At 42.8% G+C, this 16819-nt stretch carries 18 protein-coding genes and 2 pseudogenes; 10 read left to right on the top strand and 10 right to left on the bottom strand.

Annotation, left to right across the window (positions count from 1 at the left end):
* A complete protein-coding gene (locus D104_RS21370; protein ID WP_024022681.1) occupies positions 1 to 852 on the bottom strand; it encodes a carbohydrate ABC transporter permease in 852 nt (283 codons plus the stop codon).
* A complete protein-coding gene (locus D104_RS21365) occupies positions 852 to 1727 on the bottom strand; it encodes a carbohydrate ABC transporter permease (RefSeq protein ID WP_024022680.1) in 876 nt (291 codons plus the stop codon). Before D104_RS21365 ends, D104_RS21370 begins: the two co-directional genes overlap by 1 nt.
* 202 nt (positions 1728 to 1929) lie before the next feature.
* Here D104_RS21365 and D104_RS21360 point away from each other — a divergent pair, with 202 nt between their 5' ends.
* A complete protein-coding gene (locus D104_RS21360; RefSeq protein WP_024022679.1) occupies positions 1930 to 2712 on the top strand; it encodes an IclR family transcriptional regulator in 783 nt (260 codons plus the stop codon).
* Positions 2713 to 2728: 16 nt separating this feature from the next.
* On the top strand, positions 2729 to 3832 hold the full coding sequence (locus tag D104_RS21355) for an ABC transporter ATP-binding protein (protein ID WP_024022678.1): 1104 nt from the start codon (positions 2729 to 2731) through the stop codon (positions 3830 to 3832).
* Between the two features lie 57 nt (positions 3833 to 3889).
* Here D104_RS21355 and D104_RS21350 read toward each other — a convergent pair whose 3' ends face one another.
* Together D104_RS21350 and D104_RS21345 are read right to left on the bottom strand one after the other, a co-directional pair.
* Positions 3890 to 4600 carry a dienelactone hydrolase family protein gene (locus tag D104_RS21350; RefSeq protein ID WP_024022677.1) on the bottom strand — a complete coding sequence of 237 codons (711 nt, stop codon included), beginning with the start codon at positions 4598 to 4600 and terminating at the stop codon, positions 3890 to 3892.
* 178 nt (positions 4601 to 4778) lie between these two features.
* On the bottom strand, positions 4779 to 5711 hold the full coding sequence (locus tag D104_RS21345) for a phytanoyl-CoA dioxygenase family protein (RefSeq protein WP_024022676.1): 933 nt from the start codon (positions 5709 to 5711) through the stop codon (positions 4779 to 4781).
* 144 nt (positions 5712 to 5855) lie between these two features.
* Between D104_RS21345 and D104_RS21340 the strand changes: the two genes are divergently transcribed.
* From D104_RS21340 to D104_RS21330, 3 genes are all read left to right on the top strand, one after another.
* Positions 5856 to 6719 carry a helix-turn-helix domain-containing protein gene (locus D104_RS21340; RefSeq protein WP_024022675.1) on the top strand — a complete coding sequence of 288 codons (864 nt, stop codon included), beginning with the start codon at positions 5856 to 5858 and terminating at the stop codon, positions 6717 to 6719.
* 149 nt (positions 6720 to 6868) lie between these two features.
* Positions 6869 to 7270 (top strand): GFA family protein, encoded by a 402-nt coding sequence (locus D104_RS21335; protein WP_024022674.1) that lies wholly within the window; start codon positions 6869 to 6871, stop codon positions 7268 to 7270.
* Between the two features lie 155 nt (positions 7271 to 7425).
* A complete protein-coding gene (locus tag D104_RS21330; RefSeq protein WP_024022673.1) occupies positions 7426 to 7794 on the top strand; it encodes a methionine-R-sulfoxide reductase in 369 nt (122 codons plus the stop codon).
* Positions 7795 to 7898: 104 nt separating this feature from the next.
* On the opposite strand, the gene ctlX is transcribed toward D104_RS21330, so the two are convergent.
* On the bottom strand, positions 7899 to 8819 hold the full coding sequence (gene ctlX, locus D104_RS21325) for a citrulline utilization hydrolase CtlX (protein ID WP_024022672.1): 921 nt from the start codon (positions 8817 to 8819) through the stop codon (positions 7899 to 7901).
* Positions 8820 to 8992: 173 nt separating this feature from the next.
* Here ctlX and D104_RS0118615 point away from each other — a divergent pair, with 173 nt between their 5' ends.
* A complete protein-coding gene (locus D104_RS0118615; RefSeq protein WP_031214427.1) occupies positions 8993 to 9424 on the top strand; it encodes an Lrp/AsnC family transcriptional regulator in 432 nt (143 codons plus the stop codon).
* A gap of 218 nt (positions 9425 to 9642) precedes the next feature.
* Here the strand turns inward: D104_RS0118615 and D104_RS21320 are convergent, their stop codons facing one another.
* From D104_RS21320 to D104_RS21310, 5 genes are all read right to left on the bottom strand, one after another.
* On the bottom strand, positions 9643 to 10146 hold the full coding sequence (locus D104_RS21320) for a GNAT family N-acetyltransferase (protein ID WP_024022671.1): 504 nt from the start codon (positions 10144 to 10146) through the stop codon (positions 9643 to 9645).
* Positions 10109 to 10420, bottom strand: a complete 312-nt coding sequence (locus tag D104_RS0118610; RefSeq protein ID WP_024022670.1) for a type II toxin-antitoxin system TacA family antitoxin — start codon at positions 10418 to 10420, stop codon at positions 10109 to 10111. The genes D104_RS21320 and D104_RS0118610 overlap by 38 nt, the downstream gene beginning before the upstream one ends.
* 792 nt (positions 10421 to 11212) lie before the next feature.
* A complete protein-coding gene (locus tag D104_RS21315; protein ID WP_024022669.1) occupies positions 11213 to 11770 on the bottom strand; it encodes a hypothetical protein in 558 nt (185 codons plus the stop codon).
* Positions 11771 to 11912: 142 nt separating this feature from the next.
* The gene (locus D104_RS36950; RefSeq protein ID WP_051997727.1) at positions 11913 to 12512 is read right to left on the bottom strand and encodes an antA/AntB antirepressor family protein; all 600 of its coding nucleotides are present in this window, start codon (positions 12510 to 12512) and stop codon (positions 11913 to 11915) included.
* 320 nt (positions 12513 to 12832) lie between these two features.
* Positions 12833 to 13204, bottom strand: coding sequence for a VOC family protein (locus D104_RS21310; RefSeq protein WP_024022668.1), 372 nt, complete (start codon positions 13202 to 13204; stop codon positions 12833 to 12835).
* A 932-nt stretch (positions 13205 to 14136) separates the two neighbouring features.
* Between D104_RS21310 and D104_RS21305 the strand changes: the two genes are divergently transcribed.
* From D104_RS21305 to D104_RS37515, 4 genes and pseudogenes are all read left to right on the top strand, one after another.
* Complete coding sequence (locus D104_RS21305) at positions 14137 to 14784, top strand: helix-turn-helix domain-containing protein (RefSeq protein ID WP_024022667.1); 648 nt, start codon at positions 14137 to 14139, stop codon at positions 14782 to 14784.
* A gap of 91 nt (positions 14785 to 14875) precedes the next feature.
* Complete coding sequence (locus D104_RS36945) at positions 14876 to 15952, top strand: hypothetical protein (RefSeq protein ID WP_051997726.1); 1077 nt, start codon at positions 14876 to 14878, stop codon at positions 15950 to 15952.
* 329 nt (positions 15953 to 16281) lie between these two features.
* A pseudogene (locus D104_RS21300) lies at positions 16282 to 16635 on the top strand (transposase); the annotation flags it as partial.
* Between the two features lie 14 nt (positions 16636 to 16649).
* A pseudogene (locus D104_RS37515) lies at positions 16650 to 16819 on the top strand (transposase); the annotation flags it as partial.

The following is a 16819-nucleotide window of genomic DNA, read 5'->3' as shown; positions in this document are numbered from 1 at the left end:
TTAACCTTTTGTCGCACCCAATGTTAAGCCTGCAATAAAGTGTCGTTGCATGGCGAAAAACAAGATAACCGGAGGCAATGCCGCGACAATAGAGCCCGCTGCAATCAACTGCCAAGACGCCATCCACTGACCTTTTAACGCACTGATGCCGGCGGTAATAGGACGCACTTCATCGCTCTGTACTAGCACCAATGCCCAAAAGTAATCATTCCAGATAAAGGTAAAAATCAGCACCGACAACGCCGCCAAAGCGGGACGCACCAACGGCAAGACAACATGCCAGAAAATCTGCCATTCGCTCACGCCTTCAACGCGCGCCGCTTCGATCAATTCATCTGGCAAGCCCACAATAAAGTTGCGCATAAACAAGGTACAAAACCCTGTTTGAAACGCGACATGGAAAAGGATCAAACCCGTCGCCGTGTCGTACAACCCCATGCCAATGGTTAAATCACGCACCGGAATCATTAGAATTTGAAATGGTACAAAATTTCCCGCGATAAACGCCGCGAATAAAGCCACATTGCCCCGAAACTTGAACTTGGCCAGCGCATAGCCCGCCAAGGTAGACAAGGCAACCGCGCCAATGACTGCCGGCACCGTGATCAAAATAGAGTTCAATAAATAGCGCAACATTGGCGTTTCGGTGAACACCATGGTGTAGTTTTCAAACAGCATCCATTCGGACGGAATGCCCCAGTAATTACCGGCATTAATGTCGGCGGTTGACCGTGCTGAGGTCAGCAAAACCGCCAACAATGGCAGCAACCACAGGAACAGCGAAATCCATACGGCAACGCGATAACTTAAATTAAAAGGTAAGGATCTTTTTTCAATAGGTGTTGGAAACATTAGGCTTTCTCACTCTTCAGCATGCGCCACAAGAAGTAGGCAATATAAATATCCATAATCAGGAACAACACAGTTGCTATTGCCGCACCGTAACCCGCTCGATAATTAAAAATGGACTGCTCATACATGAAGTAAGCCAACACACTGGACGTACCAAACGGCCCGCCGCTGGTCATGGTCGCCACAAGGTCAAAGCTACGCAGCGCGCCAATCACCGTCACCACAATCGCAATGAATGTGGCGGGTTTTAGCTGAGGAAGAATCACATGACGAAGCATTTTCCAGCCATGCGCGCCATCCAAACGTGCCGCTTCGATTTGGTCTGGACTGAGGTTATTTAAGCCCGTGAGATACAAGATCATGCAATAGGCAATTTGCGGCCAAAGCCCCGCGACTATGATGCCGAATGTCACCCAATTTTCATCGGACAGAACGGCGACTGGCTCCATACCAAATAAGCCAAGTGCTTTATTGAAAAGACCAAAAGAAGGATCGTAAAACCACGAAAAAACTAAGCCGACGACAACTTGTGAAATGACAAAAGGAAAGAAAAACATGGATTTTACAAGGCGTATACCCATGACTTTTTGATTCAGAAACAAAGCTATTCCCAAACCAATTGGCGGCGCCAGCATGAAGAACACCATCCAATAGAGATTGTTTTTTAGTGCCACCCAGAATTGGTAGTCATCGAAGAGTTCGATGTAATTGCTAAAACCCACAAAGGTTTTTTCGCCAATGCCATCCCACTCATAAAAACTCAACCAGATACTCTGGAGAATCGGAAAAATAACGTAGACCACAAACAAAATGACAGCTGGCGCTAAGAACAAAACCGGCATCCATTGTTGTTGTCTGCTATGCAGTTTCTGCATGGCGCACATACCTCTTATTTTTATTCGTTAATTTATTGCCCTACTTACTATCTGTAATCCAACGCTAAATGTGAGGGCAGATAATTCGTCTAATAAAATAATGGAATAAAGTTCCATTTTTTGCAATACTGAATTTAGAACATTTTTTCAGCGCGCTAATTTGGTCCAATTTGACCCCATAAAAATAACAAGGAAAACACCTATGGCAGACTTGGAAACTAAGAGCGGAGGCTCATCGCTAGACAAAGCACTTAGCCTATTGCAAGAAGTTTGCATGACGCCTGTGCCATTACGCTTTGCAGAACTGGTCGATAAAACCGACCTCCCAAAAGCCACCGCGCATCGCACATTGATGTCGCTGACGGACAAAGGCTTGATTCGTTTTGACGAAGCCACACAGCTGTATCACCCAGGTTACGGATTGTTAGAACTGGCCCATCAAGCGTGGTCAAAAATTGATGTGCGCGACATTGCCGCGGATCAAATGAAACATCTGTGGAATGAGACAGGCGAAACCATTCACCTTGCCGTACTGGATCGAGGCGATGTGATTTACATCGACAAACTGGAAAGCCAGAAAAGCTTGCGACTTTTTTCTGCTGTCGGTAAAAAAGGCCCGGCTTATTGCACGGGTGTTGGTAAAGCCATGATGGCGTTTCTCAGCGAAGATTTACTGGCCGACGCAATCAAAGAACAAACATTTATCAAGCACACAGACGCCACGCTTATTAACGAAGCCATGTTAAGAAATGCACTTATCAGAATTCGTGAAAGCAAAATATCGTTGGATTTAGAAGAACACGAAGAAGGCATTCAATGCGCCGCTTCTGTCATTTTGAACCACAGAAACGAACCCATTGCGGCGCTGAGTATTACTGCACCAAAATTTCGAGTAAACGAAGCACGCTTCCAACACTTTCAAACATTGGTCAAAGACGCCTGTAAGAAAGTATCCACCCGAATGGGGGCCATGGCCTCTAACTAGTATAGGAAAGTCCATTATGGCGACGATAAAACTAACAAACGTCATCAAACGGTTTCATGATATCGAGACAATTCATGGCGTCGATCTAGACCTAAACGACGGTGAATTTGTGGTCTTTGTAGGCCCATCTGGTTGTGGTAAATCCACGCTACTGCGCTTAATAGCTGGGCTTGAAGACATCACAAACGGAAAACTCGAGATCAATGGCGTTAACATGAACAACGTTGCGCCAGCCGATCGCGGGGTTGCCATGGTGTTCCAATCGTATGCGCTCTACCCTCACATGACGGTCGAAGAAAACATGAGTTTCGGCTTGCGCATGAACGGCGTTGATCCTGAAAAAATTAAAGCACAAGTCAGCAACGCAGCGAATATTTTGCAACTCAACGAACTGCTTGACCGCAAACCAAAACAACTGTCTGGTGGTCAGCGCCAACGTGTCGCGATTGGTCGCGCGATTGTTCGTCAACCAGAAGTCTTCTTGTTTGATGAGCCTCTGTCTAACCTAGACGCCGAATTGCGCGTCGACATGCGCATTCAAATCGCTCAACTTCACAACAAACTCAAAGCCACCATGGTTTACGTGACGCACGATCAAGTAGAAGCCATGACCTTAGCCGATAAAATCGTGGTATTGCGCGCCGGTAATGTGGAACAAGTTGGTTCGCCTCTCGAGCTTTATCACAACCCTGCCAACGAATTTGTGGCAGGATTTATTGGCTCACCAAAAATGAACTTTCTCGATGGTAAAGTCATCAGCATCGACCGCCAAGACATCGCGATTATTGAGATTGCTGGACAGCAAATGGCACTCGAAGTAGATGGTACAAAAATCTCCGTCAACGAATCCGTCAAGCTGGGCATTCGCCCAGAACACGTCAAAGAAAACCCTCAAGACGCAGACGTGACTTTGTCCATTGATATTGACGTCGCAGAACACCTTGGTGGCTTAACCTATCTTTATGGTCAATTTGAAGGACACAAACTCACTATCGAAGTCAGCGGTTCAAACCTGACTCGACATGGCGAAAACGTCCAAGTTGGCATCAAAAAAGAAGACTGCTACTTGTTTAATCGTGACGGCCAAGCCTTGGTTAACCGTCCAGTGCCAGTACGTTAGTGAATAAAAAGCCTCGCATAGAGCATCTATGCGAGGCGTTAATTCACTTATTTTCTCCTAAACAAACTCTTCTAAAAAATTCGCCAAATAAAGATACGAACGCTGCGCTGTCAGCGGATTATATTGGCTTCCGTGATCAGGGTTGTTGGCACTTGGCAACATAAATGAATGCACGGTGTTACTGAAATCCACAAACTGGAAATCCATTCCTAAACTCGTCCAATAGCGTTTTGCTTCTTGTGCATCGCCTTCTGGTACTAATGGGTCTTGATGTCCGTTCAGCACCAATATTTTGGCCTTGGTATTGGCTTTGTCTTCTGATTGAGCGCGAAAGAAGCTCATCAACCCATGAAAACTCGCCGCACCTGCGCTGCCCTCAAAATGCAATCCAGCTTCTAACGCCAATCGACCGCCTAAACAAAACCCGACATGAACGATGGTTTTAGTCTGTATGCCATCGCAAGCAGACTGTGTGAGTTCATGTTGCAGCGCATGCAAAGGCTCTGCTTCTGCCAGCAACGCTCCCATTTTTGCCCGTTTTTCATCCAGCGCCACAGGGTTCTTGTCTTGACCGTATAAGTCAATCGCGGTCACTGAGAAGCCAAACGCTGCGATCTGATCCGCGACGCTTTTTTCAAAATCACTCAAACCAGAAAATGTCGGCCAAATGACAACGTGAATATGGCTTTTATTCGAATCTAATACATCAATTTGATAATGAATCCGCTTAACGTCTTGTTTAAATATTGAATCAAATGTCTGGCTCACACGTGGCTCCTTAGAATCATATTGGATAATCTAATGTCTTCATCCAGTGTAACCAGCACAACTTAGTGAAATCAATGTAATTACCGAAATCCGCGCTCAACCTCATTCAACGGCGCTTTAAGTCTCCTAGTATTTGAATTACCCGACCCTTTCCTCTATTCGGTAACTTCAATAGTATTTACCACGCCTTTTGCCCCAGCAGTTTTTCACCCAAAGGCGACAATGTCGCACTGGGATAGGCCGTTTTTTCCCATTGTCGTGGGTCACCAGGAAACGCGTAGCCTATTGGGGGCGATTTTTGTTCGAAGCAGTCCAATCGCCACTCACGAACGGATTCATCATCCGAGGCGGGACTCATCGAAATATATTGCGCGAGGCGCACTCGGTCAGACGTATTCGGGCGAATACCATGAGGCAGCAAACCATTAAAAATTAGTAAATCACCTGCCTTCATGGCAACAGACTCGGCTTGGTAGCCGGTTAAGTCCGGTTTAAAAGGGTCACGATCCAGCGGCTGGCTTTCTCGCCAAACCGTCAGATCCCGATACAATTCTGGTACGCATTGAAAACCGCCCGTTTCGTCATCGGTATCAGAAAGTGCCAAGACACCCTGCACACTAATCGGCAACGGCGTTTGTGACGTGTCGCTGTCCCAATGAATAAAGCCCGAAAACTCACGACCCGCTCGATTGGGTGGATTCAAATTGGCTCTGTCAATTGTGACCCACAAGGCTTCTTTGTCCCAAATATCCACAAAGCTATCATACACACGTTGTGCTTGGCGGTTATTCCACAATGTTTGATGGTGATACGCTTCAACCATTCCTGAGTTGTTCAGTTCTGTCATGGCGTGATCTAACCGTTGAGGTGCATACCAACTGTCTGGATCGGACGAAGACATTTCCTGAAACGCCCAAAGAAAGTCGACGGTGGCTTGCACATCGGATGCGCTAATCGCATTGGAAATAACCACATAGCCTTTTTCTTGCCAGTGGCGGAATTGTGCTTCAGACAAAACGCGCAACGGCATTTGTTTTTGAATATCGCTAAGCGCGGCGCCAACATGACGACCCGCTGATCGATTCCCCGGTGTGTTAACGTTATCTGACATCGCATTTACCTTTTATTTTTGATGCTGTGCTTCTTACGTTAAGTGTAATGAGATTGAGCCGTCATTTTGACAAAATACGCTTGCATTTAAGTACTATCTGATCATTATTATCGATACCAATGATTGATAAGTGCCAATAATGTCATGAAAGCCCATTTAGAATTCTTATCCAAAGCGCAAACTTCTTGGCAATTTTTGCTTAGGGAGTTAGACGAAATCCCGTTCGAGTGGCATTTTCATCCAGAATATGAGCTGACGTTTTCTATAAACAGCGCAGGAAAGCGCTATATTGGAGACAATATTGAAGAATACGCGGACAACGACTTAACGCTGATCGGTCCAAACCTGCCACACACTTGGCATTCTCAACGCAAACTCGACAGCAACAAACCCATTAGCGTGATCGTTTTATGGTTCAGTCATGCTTGGATCGACAATGTGGTGACGTTATTTCCAGAATTGAATTTGCTAAAAGAAAAGCTCAATCAAGCACATCAGGGTATCCAATTTTCAGACAACATTGCTCGCCAGCTTCGCCCTCGATTTATCGACATGATTCAAGCGGACGACGCTCGAAAACTCACGCTTTTACTTGAAATATTGGCCTGTTTACAAAAGGAGCCGCACAAGAAACTCGCTAGCTCTAAATTTCATACTCAACAAACCAACGCCAACCAACAACACAGACTCAGCCAAGTATTGCGTTGGTTACATGACCACTTCGCAGACGACATTCAATTAGCCGACGCTGCAAAAGTGAGCGCCATGAGCACCAGTCATTTTGTGCGTTTTTTCAAAACCAATATGCAGCAGAGTTTTAATCAATACCTTAATGAAGTCAGGATCGGCCACGCTTGCTCTTTATTGATCAGCAGCGAACTGCCTGTCGCACTGATCGCAGAAAAAAGCGGCTTTTTAAATCAATCTAACTTCAACCGCCAGTTTAAAAACTTCAAACGCCTTTCACCTTTGAAGTTTCGTCAACAATGGCGAAATCAAGCGAGCTGAACAGGCGCGTCACAAACACGTAACAAACACGGTTTTATGCAATCCACATCATGCAAAGTACGGTTGTTCCAACGTAATAATCAATGTTACTTTAGCCATAAAAGCACACCTTAAAATACACGAAACACAGCAATCATCAGGAGAACCTTATGTTATCAGGAAGCTGTTTATGCAATGGTATTCAATACGAAATTCGTGGCGAACTCGGTGATATCATGCAGTGCCATTGTCAAAAATGCCGCAAAGCCAATGGTTCTGCTTTTGCGGCCAATGCCGCCATTCCAACCACGGCATTTGTACTTTTGAAAGGCAAAGAGCTATTGGCAGAATACGAGTCAACGCCAAATGTTTTCCGTGTTTTTTGCAAACAATGCGCCTCTCCACTGTATAGCCGTCGACCTCACATGCCAGAATTACTGCGTTTACGCATTGGTACGCTGGATACCAAAATTGAAGGAAAACCGTCGTCGCATATTTTTGTCGGTTCAAAAGCCGAATGGTACGACATCTGCGACGACAAGCCACAGTACGATGAACGCCCTGCCGTGTAATCGAAATAGGCAAAGTACAATCGAAGGAGGGAGCGCTCCTTTTTTATTGCCGGATAGAACTCATCGTCCATTTTATTGTCTTAGTATCCTAAGATAAGGCATGCCATAATTTACGTTAATAAAGTCCCGCCATCGTGGCAAGAGAGTGAATTGATATGAGTAAACCCTACAACCAACTGACGCCAGCCGAAGCCAGCGTCATTCTTGATAAAGGCACAGAACGCCCGTTTACTGGAGAATACACAGACACAATGGAAGGCGGTTTATACGTTTGTCGCCAATGTGACGCGCCACTCTATACCTCTGAACATAAGTTTGTTTCCCATTGCGGTTGGCCGAGTTTTGACGATGAAATCAAAGACGCCGTCAAGCGTGTTCCAGACGCAGATGGTCGTCGTGTCGAGATCGTTTGTGCGAACTGCGAAGGCCACCTTGGCCATGTATTTGAAGGCGAAAGACTCACCGAAAACAATATCCGTCATTGCGTGAACTCCATTTCCATGAAGTTCAAAACCAACGATTGATAGATCCGCCAAAGCAAATCACCCCCACCTTCGGCGCGGTTGCTTTGGCTGTTTTACTGCTTCTTTTCACGGATTCTTTGCAGCACGTCTTATAAAAATTTCATTTAACCAACAAGACGATGCACACCGGCGATCATGCAACGCACCGAACCACCAGCCGATTCAATAGTGGGTACCGCCAATGGCACCAATGTGTTCGATTGCTGAATCTGCTTTTTTTGTGAATCCGTCAGCGCATTAAATGCTGTTAAAGACAGCGCCAGTAAACGCCCTGCTTTGCCTTTTAACTCAATCGCGTTACCACAGAATTGCCGTATTTGCTGATGACTCAATTCGATCACAGACAAACCGCCCAACTCAAATAACTGATAAAGCCTTTCGCGATCTTTTGACGCCACCATGTCCATGCCGATCATGACAAACTGACTGCTAATGCACATCAACACATTACTGTGATACACAGGAATACCGTTTTCATCCGACGCATCAAACAACACGCCGTGATAGCCGATTGACTCGCATAATTCATAAAACAAACGTTCGTGTGTGCGTTTCGACGCCGCGGCGTACGCAACCTTATTCCGGTGATCAAACACAATCGACCCCGTACCTTCTAAAAAAGCCTGTTGGTCAGCCGCATCGCGAAGGTCAATTATGCTGGAATAATCATACGCTTCGATTAAATAATCCATGACGTCTTGGCGGTATTCTTTACGACGATTGGGTGCGTACATTGGGTACTTAACCAAGGTGCCGTGATGATGTGTAGAAAACCAATTGTTAGGAAACACCGAGTCTGGTGTGGCGTTACTTGTATCTTCAAACAAATGCACCGTCACCCCTTCTGCTTTCAAAGTTTCCACCGCTTGAGTTACTTCGTCATAAGCGGAAAGCGAGGCAGACTCGGCATAACTCATTCGCTGAAAAGCGTTGTCCGCCATGGTTTCAGGGTTGGAAACGAAACAGTGAGGCCGGACCATCACAATGGCTTCTGGTGGCTGGGAATGAACAATAATGTTTGTCATGTAACACATCTCTCATAGCATCAGTGGAGTGGATGCTCATCTTAAAGAGTGCTAGTGTTGTTTAAAATGTCAGTAATTTATAAAATTAGACAGCATTTATTGCACTTTGATATGTCGCAATTATCGAATTGTACAATTTTATTGCTAACCCAACTTTTTGCTCAGTGGTAATCATGACACCCTATATTTATGACTCCCTCGACAGCGCCTTGATCGCCGAATTACGCAAAGATGGCCGCGCCTCTATTTCCTATCTTTCTCAAATCTTGAAAGTGTCCCGAGCCACCGTACAGAACCGCCTTGATCGACTGGTTTCCAGCGGCGTGATATTGGGCTTTACGGTGCGAGTGCATAAGGAAGTGGAAAAAGAAACCGTGCGCGCCATGATGATGATCGAAGTTGCAGGACAATCGACCTCGCAAGTCATCAAAAAACTACGCGGCATACCTGAACTCGTGACGCTACATACCACCAACGGCGCTTGGGATTTGATTGCCGAATTGCAAACCACCAGCCTAGGAGAATTCGACCGCGTACTGCGCCGAGTTCGAGAAGTCAATGGCATCTTAAACAGTGAAACCAGCTTATTGCTTTCGAGTATGTAAAAAATAACAAACTCAACGAATGACACCCGATCAGAGAATTCAATTCTAAAGACCAAATCACACGCACCGTTTTTTGCCTAAAGCTCCACTATGAAGCTGGCAACAATGCTCACCAGAAAACATGCCAGACTTAATCTATCAGTAAGGTGTCGTTTAGGTAGGCTTTTAATAGGAAATAGTTAAGGCAGCAACCCGCAATGGATTAATGCCTTAATAGGTTATTTTCGATCTTTGAAGAAAGTCACAATGGCGTTGATCGGCATCCAAAGTTTGGAGGTGTGTTCTTCCTTCTGAAGGAAGATAAAGCCGCGATGTTGATAAAATTTAACGAGGTCATCGTCTTTAGCGTCAACAAATAGCCCTACGACGCCCATGTTCTCGTTTATCAGCAATGTTCGCCTCATTGCATCGATTACCATTATCTTGGCGATGCCCTGCCCTTGGTAATCTTCATCCACGCCCATTCTCGCTAATGTCACGCCGGGCAATGGGTTAGGGTATTTCTTGTAAAGTTTATGAGGAACAGGAACTTTGACCTCAATATTGCTGAGCGAGTAGAAGCCCGCAATGTCTGTTTCATCGCTTCCTTCCAGAACAAACGTCCTAGACAGATTGCGCTTTGCTGCACTGTTCGCAGATTCTTTTAAAAACTTGTTAATTCGTTCATTACCACAATCGAATCGTTTACGATTGTGGCTTTCTTTTAAAGGTGACACTGCCATTCTCATAACCCTTTAGCGCTTCATAAGCGTCATCAAGATGTTTAATCTCTGGCGGATTGTCTAATGCTTCAAAAAATCGGTTAGCCCCTTCCATAGACAGCATTAGTAGTCTACTTCGTTCTACCACTTCCTTTGCCTTATCTAAGGCTGCATCAATCATAAACTGAGACATTGAAGCACCGGACAATTCCGCCGCATTAGTAATGATCTCTTGAACATCTTTTGGCGCTCGAGCAACGAGTCGCACATTTTCTTGTACATGAGATATAGTCATCGCTTACTCCTTGGCTTACTCATAGTTCAGCCAAAATTTCTGTGTGTTTTCTGTTTCGTATCAACTCCTAAAATCGCTAAGTTACGGCTTTCATTTTCAATCTATTCATTTTTATTACTCCTAGTTAGTTAAAGAAATTACAAAATAAGCAGAAGAATACTACTTGGTGCCATTATGACACCAAAAGCACAAAGCTGTCAACATGGTGCCATTCTGGCACCAAAACACCTCAAACAACCTCACTCGCGACCACAGTACACCGATACCCTGCTTTGCTGTCGCCGCGTGCGGTGACTTTGTCGATGGACCATTTGCCTTTCATTTCCGGTGGGAAGGGGTCGTTTAGGGTGAGGATGCCTTCTGCGACGAGTTGGGTTGCCCGTATCTAGCGTGCCTTGGCGTTGGCTTTTGATGAGGTCGTCTTGGCAGGCTTGTTGGGCGGTGGTTGTGTTGTCGTAGCTTTGGCGTAGTTATTTGGGATCAATGAAGGTTCAGTGCTATTTTTCATCTGACCCCAAATTCTTAGTAATCCGTTTATCGATCACCCTGAGTTTGTGGAAGCGATATGGTCGAATGAGTGTCTGTAATATCTGATAATAGAAGTCAGATGAAGATGTATCGCTAATTTTCATCTGGCCCCAAACTCACAGAATTTGTGGATGAGATATAGGCTAACAAGTGCTCATAAGAAATCACTGTCTGTACAAAAAGCCCATACTATTGAGCTTTTTGCACAAGTGCTCATTTTATTATTCTCTGTGCCTGAAATGAGCAAATTCACTTGTATTGGCTCTATTTATAAACCAATGGATTCGTTCTTCGAATAAATTCTTCACCTACCAACATCGCTTTATGCTCAAAAACAATGCCCTCATCATAACGCGAAAAACCAAAACCCAAGGATTCGCCCGCATGCTCTCCGCCAATAACATCTCTAATTAGTGTAGCGTCAAAAAATAAACCGCTATCCATTAACAGCCAGCAATGCACCTTTTGACCTTTATTAGTGATACCTTCGATTAACTGGGATTCTAGATCTTCAATATCACACCCCATGTGCGGAGCCCCATTTACAAGAACATCCCCAAAAACCAACTCAGAATGATACCCGTAATGTGCAAAAGCTTTTTTTAACTCAAAATGGGCATACAAGCAGGCACCAGGCACATTGTCATAGTTTAAGAAAGGATTAACCATATCAACGATTTGATATAAATTCTCTAAAACGGATTTATCAAACTCTTTATAAGGGAGATATGAAGGCGAAAGCCCAAGTTCATTTGATTTTATATATGAAGCTTCAAGTCTATCTGCATGCTCCTGATACTTTTCCCTAAGCTGTTCAAACATAACGTCCCTCTAAATTAATTAACATAAATAGTTACTTTTAATAATGGCTATTACCATCAACTTAAGTTAGTGAAAATAACGTCAAAAGCATTTAAAAACAACAACTAAAGCCCACATAAGTGGGCTTTTTTGTGCCTGTCGTTTAGAAATCTGTGAAGTTGCGTTGGGCGAGGTCTTTGACGCGGGTGATGTTGTCGTTTACCCAGTCTGGTGTGCGTAGCTGGGCGATTTGGGTTTGGTACATGCGGACGGCTTGGATTAAGTCGACGAGTTCTTTAGAGGGGATGACGACGGGGTTGCTTTGCAGTTTCATGGCTTTCACCATGTCGTTGAGGAGTTGGTACTTTTCTGTTTCTTGGAAGCTGGTTTCGAGGGTTGCCGTGTTGGGCGTGGTGGCGGGAAGTTGTTTTTGCTCGTGGAGTTGTTTTTCGCAGTCGATGAAGTAGCGGCGGGCTTGTTTGCCCTTGTCGTTGCGTTCGACCATGGCAAGTTCTTTGGCCATGTCTAGGGTGACGAAATACTCTTTTGTAGCGCCACGATTCCCGCTTGCCGAATTTGGCAAGCGGGAAATAACCGTAAAATCTTCGCCTTCTACAAAGCCATATTTATCTATACGAACTTTAATCCAGTTAGCAAAATATCTGCCTACTTCTAAAAAGGCGTGAAGTTCACGGGCGTTTACGGTATCAAGGGTTTGATCGTTGATAGAGCGAGTATGAAGCGGAATAAGTTGCATAGCCATCGATGGCCTCCTTCGGTCAAAGTTTTGACCACCTCGTGAGGTTCGAATCTCAATAAGGTGGTGAGTCTAAATCAGGTTCGAACTACCGCCCGAAGGAACGGCCAACCCGAAGGTTGCCCAACAAAGACCCACCATAACAGGCGGACTCCGGCCACAAAAAAACACGCGGTGCGTGTTTTAGGCCGCTTCGGTATAAACGGGGTTCGAATCCCGGCACTGGATTTTGCCAGTGCAAGAGAAATACTAGATCAAGATTGGGGGCGGGTCAATGGAGAAAATAAACCGTGGCTGCTTCCGTTTGAAGTGCTTGTTAGTGTTGTTTATACATGCTGGTCTATCAGGATTGAATTGCCATCAGGATCTTTAATAGAGAAACTCGAAGGACCACTTTCACCCGAAATAGATTCTTGTATTATATTGACACCTTGAGCTTCAAACTCTTTTAAAAGTTCTCTAACATCAGTATAAGATTCTAATGGCTTACATTTGCTACTCCAGCCTGGATTGAAAGTCATGATATTACCTTCAAACTTATCCTGAAATAATCCTATTATGTGATCGCCATTTCGAAGTATTAACCAGTTTTTAGATTGATCTCCACCAACTATCTCGAAACCCAACTTTTGATAAAAAACTTTCGACTCTTCGATATTATTAACCGATAAACTTACTGAAAATGCACCTAATTCCATTTTACACTCCATAGTTTGATTACAACACTAGTATTTTAATAATGCGCATGCGTGTTTAGAAAGTTTCAAGACCTTCACAAAAACCTTATAAATCATTGAATAATAAAAATCATATAAAGCAATTCAAAGAAATTAAAACTGGGAAAAAAAGCGTGTGCGTTATTTCATTCACCCATTAACACTAAATATTTTTATCAATCAAGATTAGTACAAAAAACGTATAGCACAATCATTTAAATGGCTAAACGCGCAAAAATGAGATCACTTCAAAAAATAAACTGTATATGCATACATAAATTTTCATCAATCCCCACAAACTCAAACAACCTCACTCGCGACAACCGAACACCTGTACCCTGCTTTGCTGTCGCCTCTTGCGGTGATTTTGTCGATGGACCAGTTGCCTTTCATTTCGGGTGGGAAGGTGTCGTTTAGGGTAAGGATGCCCTTGGCGAGGAGGTTTGGGTTGCCCGTATCTAGTCAATAAGAGCGTCGTGTGTGACGCTGGTACCTTGACGTTGGCTTTTGATGAGGTCGTCTTGGCAGGCTTGTTGGGCAGTGGCATAGCTTTGGCGTAGTTATTTGGAGCCGATGAAGATTCAGAGCTATTTTTCATCTGACCCCAAGTTTTGACTCCAAGTTTTGCCTCCAAGTTTTGACTCCAAGTTCTCCATGAAGAATGCTAGCCCAGATGCGGATAGAGTCAATTGGCAAATTAATCTCTAAAATTATTAGCAGCATTCTTTATGTGTTATGAAAAAAACACAAAAAAAATGATGTTTTTCACAATATAAAAATAAAAAAAAAGCAAACCATACATTAATTAATAAAAGAAAAATGAGGTTAATTAAATAAAAATTGAATTGAATTATTATATGGTAAGTTTTAGTTGATAAAATATTTTGTTTAAAAAAGATACGGACGCTAAAAACATGAAAATAATTTATAAAATCAATGACATCAAAAAAACATGCATTAAAGAAAACCTAGAGGCAGTATCAAAAAAAGAACATGATGGTAAAACCATAATAATATCAACACTAGAATATTTTAAAAAAAAAGAGAGCTCTCCGAATACTTGGTGGATACTGTATTTATCAAACAACAATGAGCGAAAAGAAGCATATTATTATAAAAATGTTACAGCTCTAATTTTGCCGATAAATTACGAAGAATTGAATCAAACACTTCAACAACTATCTATTACAAGCTATCTTGATCTATGGGATATTAATAGCAGTCTCTCCTCTCATGTATCGATGTATGTAACTCAAAACATGGACAGATCAATCACAGTAGAGTCAATAGCTTCTTTCCTGTCTGTTAGCGTTACACATATTGATAAATACTTCAAATTTGAACACCAATGTTCAGCATCGGATTATATCCGAAAGCTGAAAATCAATCATAGCATTTGGTTATTATCCAATACTGACATTCCTATTTCTGAAGTTGCACTACGTATTGGATACAACGACCAAAGTGCATTCAATCATAGTTTTAAAAAACAAATGGGAACAACACCTTTAAAATATAGAAAATCACAAAAAACACCCACATATAAACAATTATTTAATTGAAAAAAATACAATAATCAAATCTCCTCAATACTGAGGTAAAGAAAAACTGGAATTCACTCCATAATAATTAATGAATTTAAAGGATATAATCATGGATAATTATAAAATTTTTATCGTTAACAAAACCTCCTCAAAAAAACAATTCTGGGCTTTTTTAAGCGAACCAGAAGATACATTTTCTTCAGACTTATATTTGAACTCATCAGCCTACATAACAATCAAACCGAATAACACCAAACAATTAAATAGCTTTACCATCCCACTTCAATACTCAACTGAAGCTGGATGTTCAAATAATGCTGTAGGACTAAATACAGTAATAGAATCCTCAATAACAGAAAAAGTAGATCTCACAGATGGTCTTACTGCAGCATTTACCATCTCAGATGAACACTTAGGCCCAGATCTATCGAGCCCAGTATCAGGAACGGCAGATCCTGGAAAAGTGGAAGTAGAAGTGGATCCATTTGCACAAAACGACGAAGAAAAATACTCGTGGTATCCTAGCCTCACCTTTGGTGTACAAAGTCAGCAAGGTTTCATGGGGTATTCCTGGTCTCCAGAACCCGGAGAAACATATAAAATCAAACCTAAAGTGAAGTTTTACATAGCAACTGGAAGCTGGGAAAGTAATCAACTACTCGATATGAGCAGTATTTCAACCGATAGTGCAGAAGTCACTGAAAATGATTTTGATACTAAGCTGGAATGTACTGTTACTTTAGAAAACGGTGAATGGACAGTCACTAAAGGCAGACCATTAACTGTTAACGATCAATTGATTCAAATGATAGAGTCTCACAATTACCTTAGTAAAAGCCACGCTCAACTTATTAGTTTAATCGCTGAAGCATCTTTAATTACTGACTTGACTGTTGAAGATAAAGAAAAGTCTCGCTCAGATGGTGTTGAATACCCTTTTAAACCTAAGAAGCAAGATAAAGCACTTTCTCAAGATGTCGCTTCACCTTTTATTTACGGTAGAATAGCTCTATCCTCGGCAATTGGGTTCGGCTTTACGTATATGTTTGCATCAGGTACAAAATTCAAACTTGTTAAACGTAATAGCGGAACAGACTTTATAATTGGATATGATGGAGATAAAGCAGCAGAACAAGTAAGAGAATTACTCAAAGTAGGCGCTGCATTAATTTTCACAAAAGATTAATTCATCTAATTTATTTTTGAGTCAAAGAGCCCGTAAATAGCGGGCTTTTTTTTTGACCAGCATTCAGCCACAAATTTTCAAGGTAAAATTAAAAAAAGTTTCCTGCCAAACCTCTTCACTCGCGACAACGGTACACCGATACCCTGCTTTGCTGTCCCCTCTTGCTGTGACTTTGTCTATATATAAGCAGTGACTAGAGCTCTCGCACACTTCCACCACTTGCTGTGTTGGTAACATTTATATAAGGCATCAACTCAGACTGAACCCATACTTTTGCTATAGAGCCAGTTAACATCAGGTTAATTTTTTGTCCACAGCTAACATAAATGGACTCTGGCTACCGTGGCGTAGAAAAGCGTGAGGAAAACAAAGATAAAAAGTTGGATTGGTTGGTTGCAGAGATGCCAAGCAAAGTACGAGAATGGAAAAAGCACCCACGAATAAACAAACAGCCCATTAACACGGAGTACATAAAGGCCAGTATCAGAGCGAAAGTAGAGCATCCGTTTCGGATACTGAAATGTCAGTTCGGATTCCGAAAAGCGGTTTATAAAGGGCTATCAAAGAATGACAATAAGCTCGCCGTACTGTTTGCACTTGGAAATTTGGCTCGAATAGAACTGGTAATAAATTGGTATGGACCCAGTTTTGTAGACATCTCACAGCTATATAATAATAGGTAAAAATGAGGTGAATTATGAGTGGAAAACGCTATACCGATGATTTCAAAATTAAAGCCGTTAAACAATTCACTGAGCGCGGCTATAAGATCGCTTAAGTGGTTGAGCGACTTGGCGTTAGTTACAAAAGTATGCATGATTGGATTGCCCGATACCGAAAACCTGAAGCAAGTCGAAAAGCGGAAGA

This window comes from Marinomonas profundimaris (assembly GCF_000508165.1).
In the GTDB taxonomy this organism is placed as follows: domain Bacteria; phylum Pseudomonadota; class Gammaproteobacteria; order Pseudomonadales; family Marinomonadaceae; genus Marinomonas; species Marinomonas profundimaris.
Note: the sequence above shows the minus strand (reverse complement) of the source record. Positions and strands in the feature narration are given on the sequence as shown.

Coding starts and splice junctions, on each gene's coding strand:
- D104_RS21370 (WP_024022681.1), bottom strand. CDS start 852: ATGTTTCCAACACCTATTGAAAAAAGATCCTTACCTTTTAATTTAAGT.
- D104_RS21365 (WP_024022680.1), bottom strand. CDS start 1,727: ATGCAGAAACTGCATAGCAGACAACAACAATGGATGCCGGTTTTGTTC.
- D104_RS21360 (WP_024022679.1), top strand. CDS start 1,930: ATGGCAGACTTGGAAACTAAGAGCGGAGGCTCATCGCTAGACAAAGCA.
- D104_RS21355 (WP_024022678.1), top strand. CDS start 2,729: ATGGCGACGATAAAACTAACAAACGTCATCAAACGGTTTCATGATATC.
- D104_RS21345 (WP_024022676.1), bottom strand. CDS start 5,711: ATGTCAGATAACGTTAACACACCGGGGAATCGATCAGCGGGTCGTCAT.
- D104_RS21340 (WP_024022675.1), top strand. CDS start 5,856: ATGAAAGCCCATTTAGAATTCTTATCCAAAGCGCAAACTTCTTGGCAA.
- D104_RS21335 (WP_024022674.1), top strand. CDS start 6,869: ATGTTATCAGGAAGCTGTTTATGCAATGGTATTCAATACGAAATTCGT.
- D104_RS21330 (WP_024022673.1), top strand. CDS start 7,426: ATGAGTAAACCCTACAACCAACTGACGCCAGCCGAAGCCAGCGTCATT.
- ctlX (WP_024022672.1), bottom strand. CDS start 8,819: ATGACAAACATTATTGTTCATTCCCAGCCACCAGAAGCCATTGTGATG.
- D104_RS0118615 (WP_031214427.1), top strand. CDS start 8,993: ATGACACCCTATATTTATGACTCCCTCGACAGCGCCTTGATCGCCGAA.
- D104_RS21320 (WP_024022671.1), bottom strand. CDS start 10,146: ATGGCAGTGTCACCTTTAAAAGAAAGCCACAATCGTAAACGATTCGAT.
- D104_RS0118610 (WP_024022670.1), bottom strand. CDS start 10,420: ATGACTATATCTCATGTACAAGAAAATGTGCGACTCGTTGCTCGAGCG.
- D104_RS21315 (WP_024022669.1), bottom strand. CDS start 11,770: ATGTTTGAACAGCTTAGGGAAAAGTATCAGGAGCATGCAGATAGACTT.
- D104_RS36950 (WP_051997727.1), bottom strand. CDS start 12,512: ATGGCTATGCAACTTATTCCGCTTCATACTCGCTCTATCAACGATCAA.
- D104_RS21310 (WP_024022668.1), bottom strand. CDS start 13,204: ATGGAATTAGGTGCATTTTCAGTAAGTTTATCGGTTAATAATATCGAA.
- D104_RS21305 (WP_024022667.1), top strand. CDS start 14,137: ATGAAAATAATTTATAAAATCAATGACATCAAAAAAACATGCATTAAA.
- D104_RS36945 (WP_051997726.1), top strand. CDS start 14,876: ATGGATAATTATAAAATTTTTATCGTTAACAAAACCTCCTCAAAAAAA.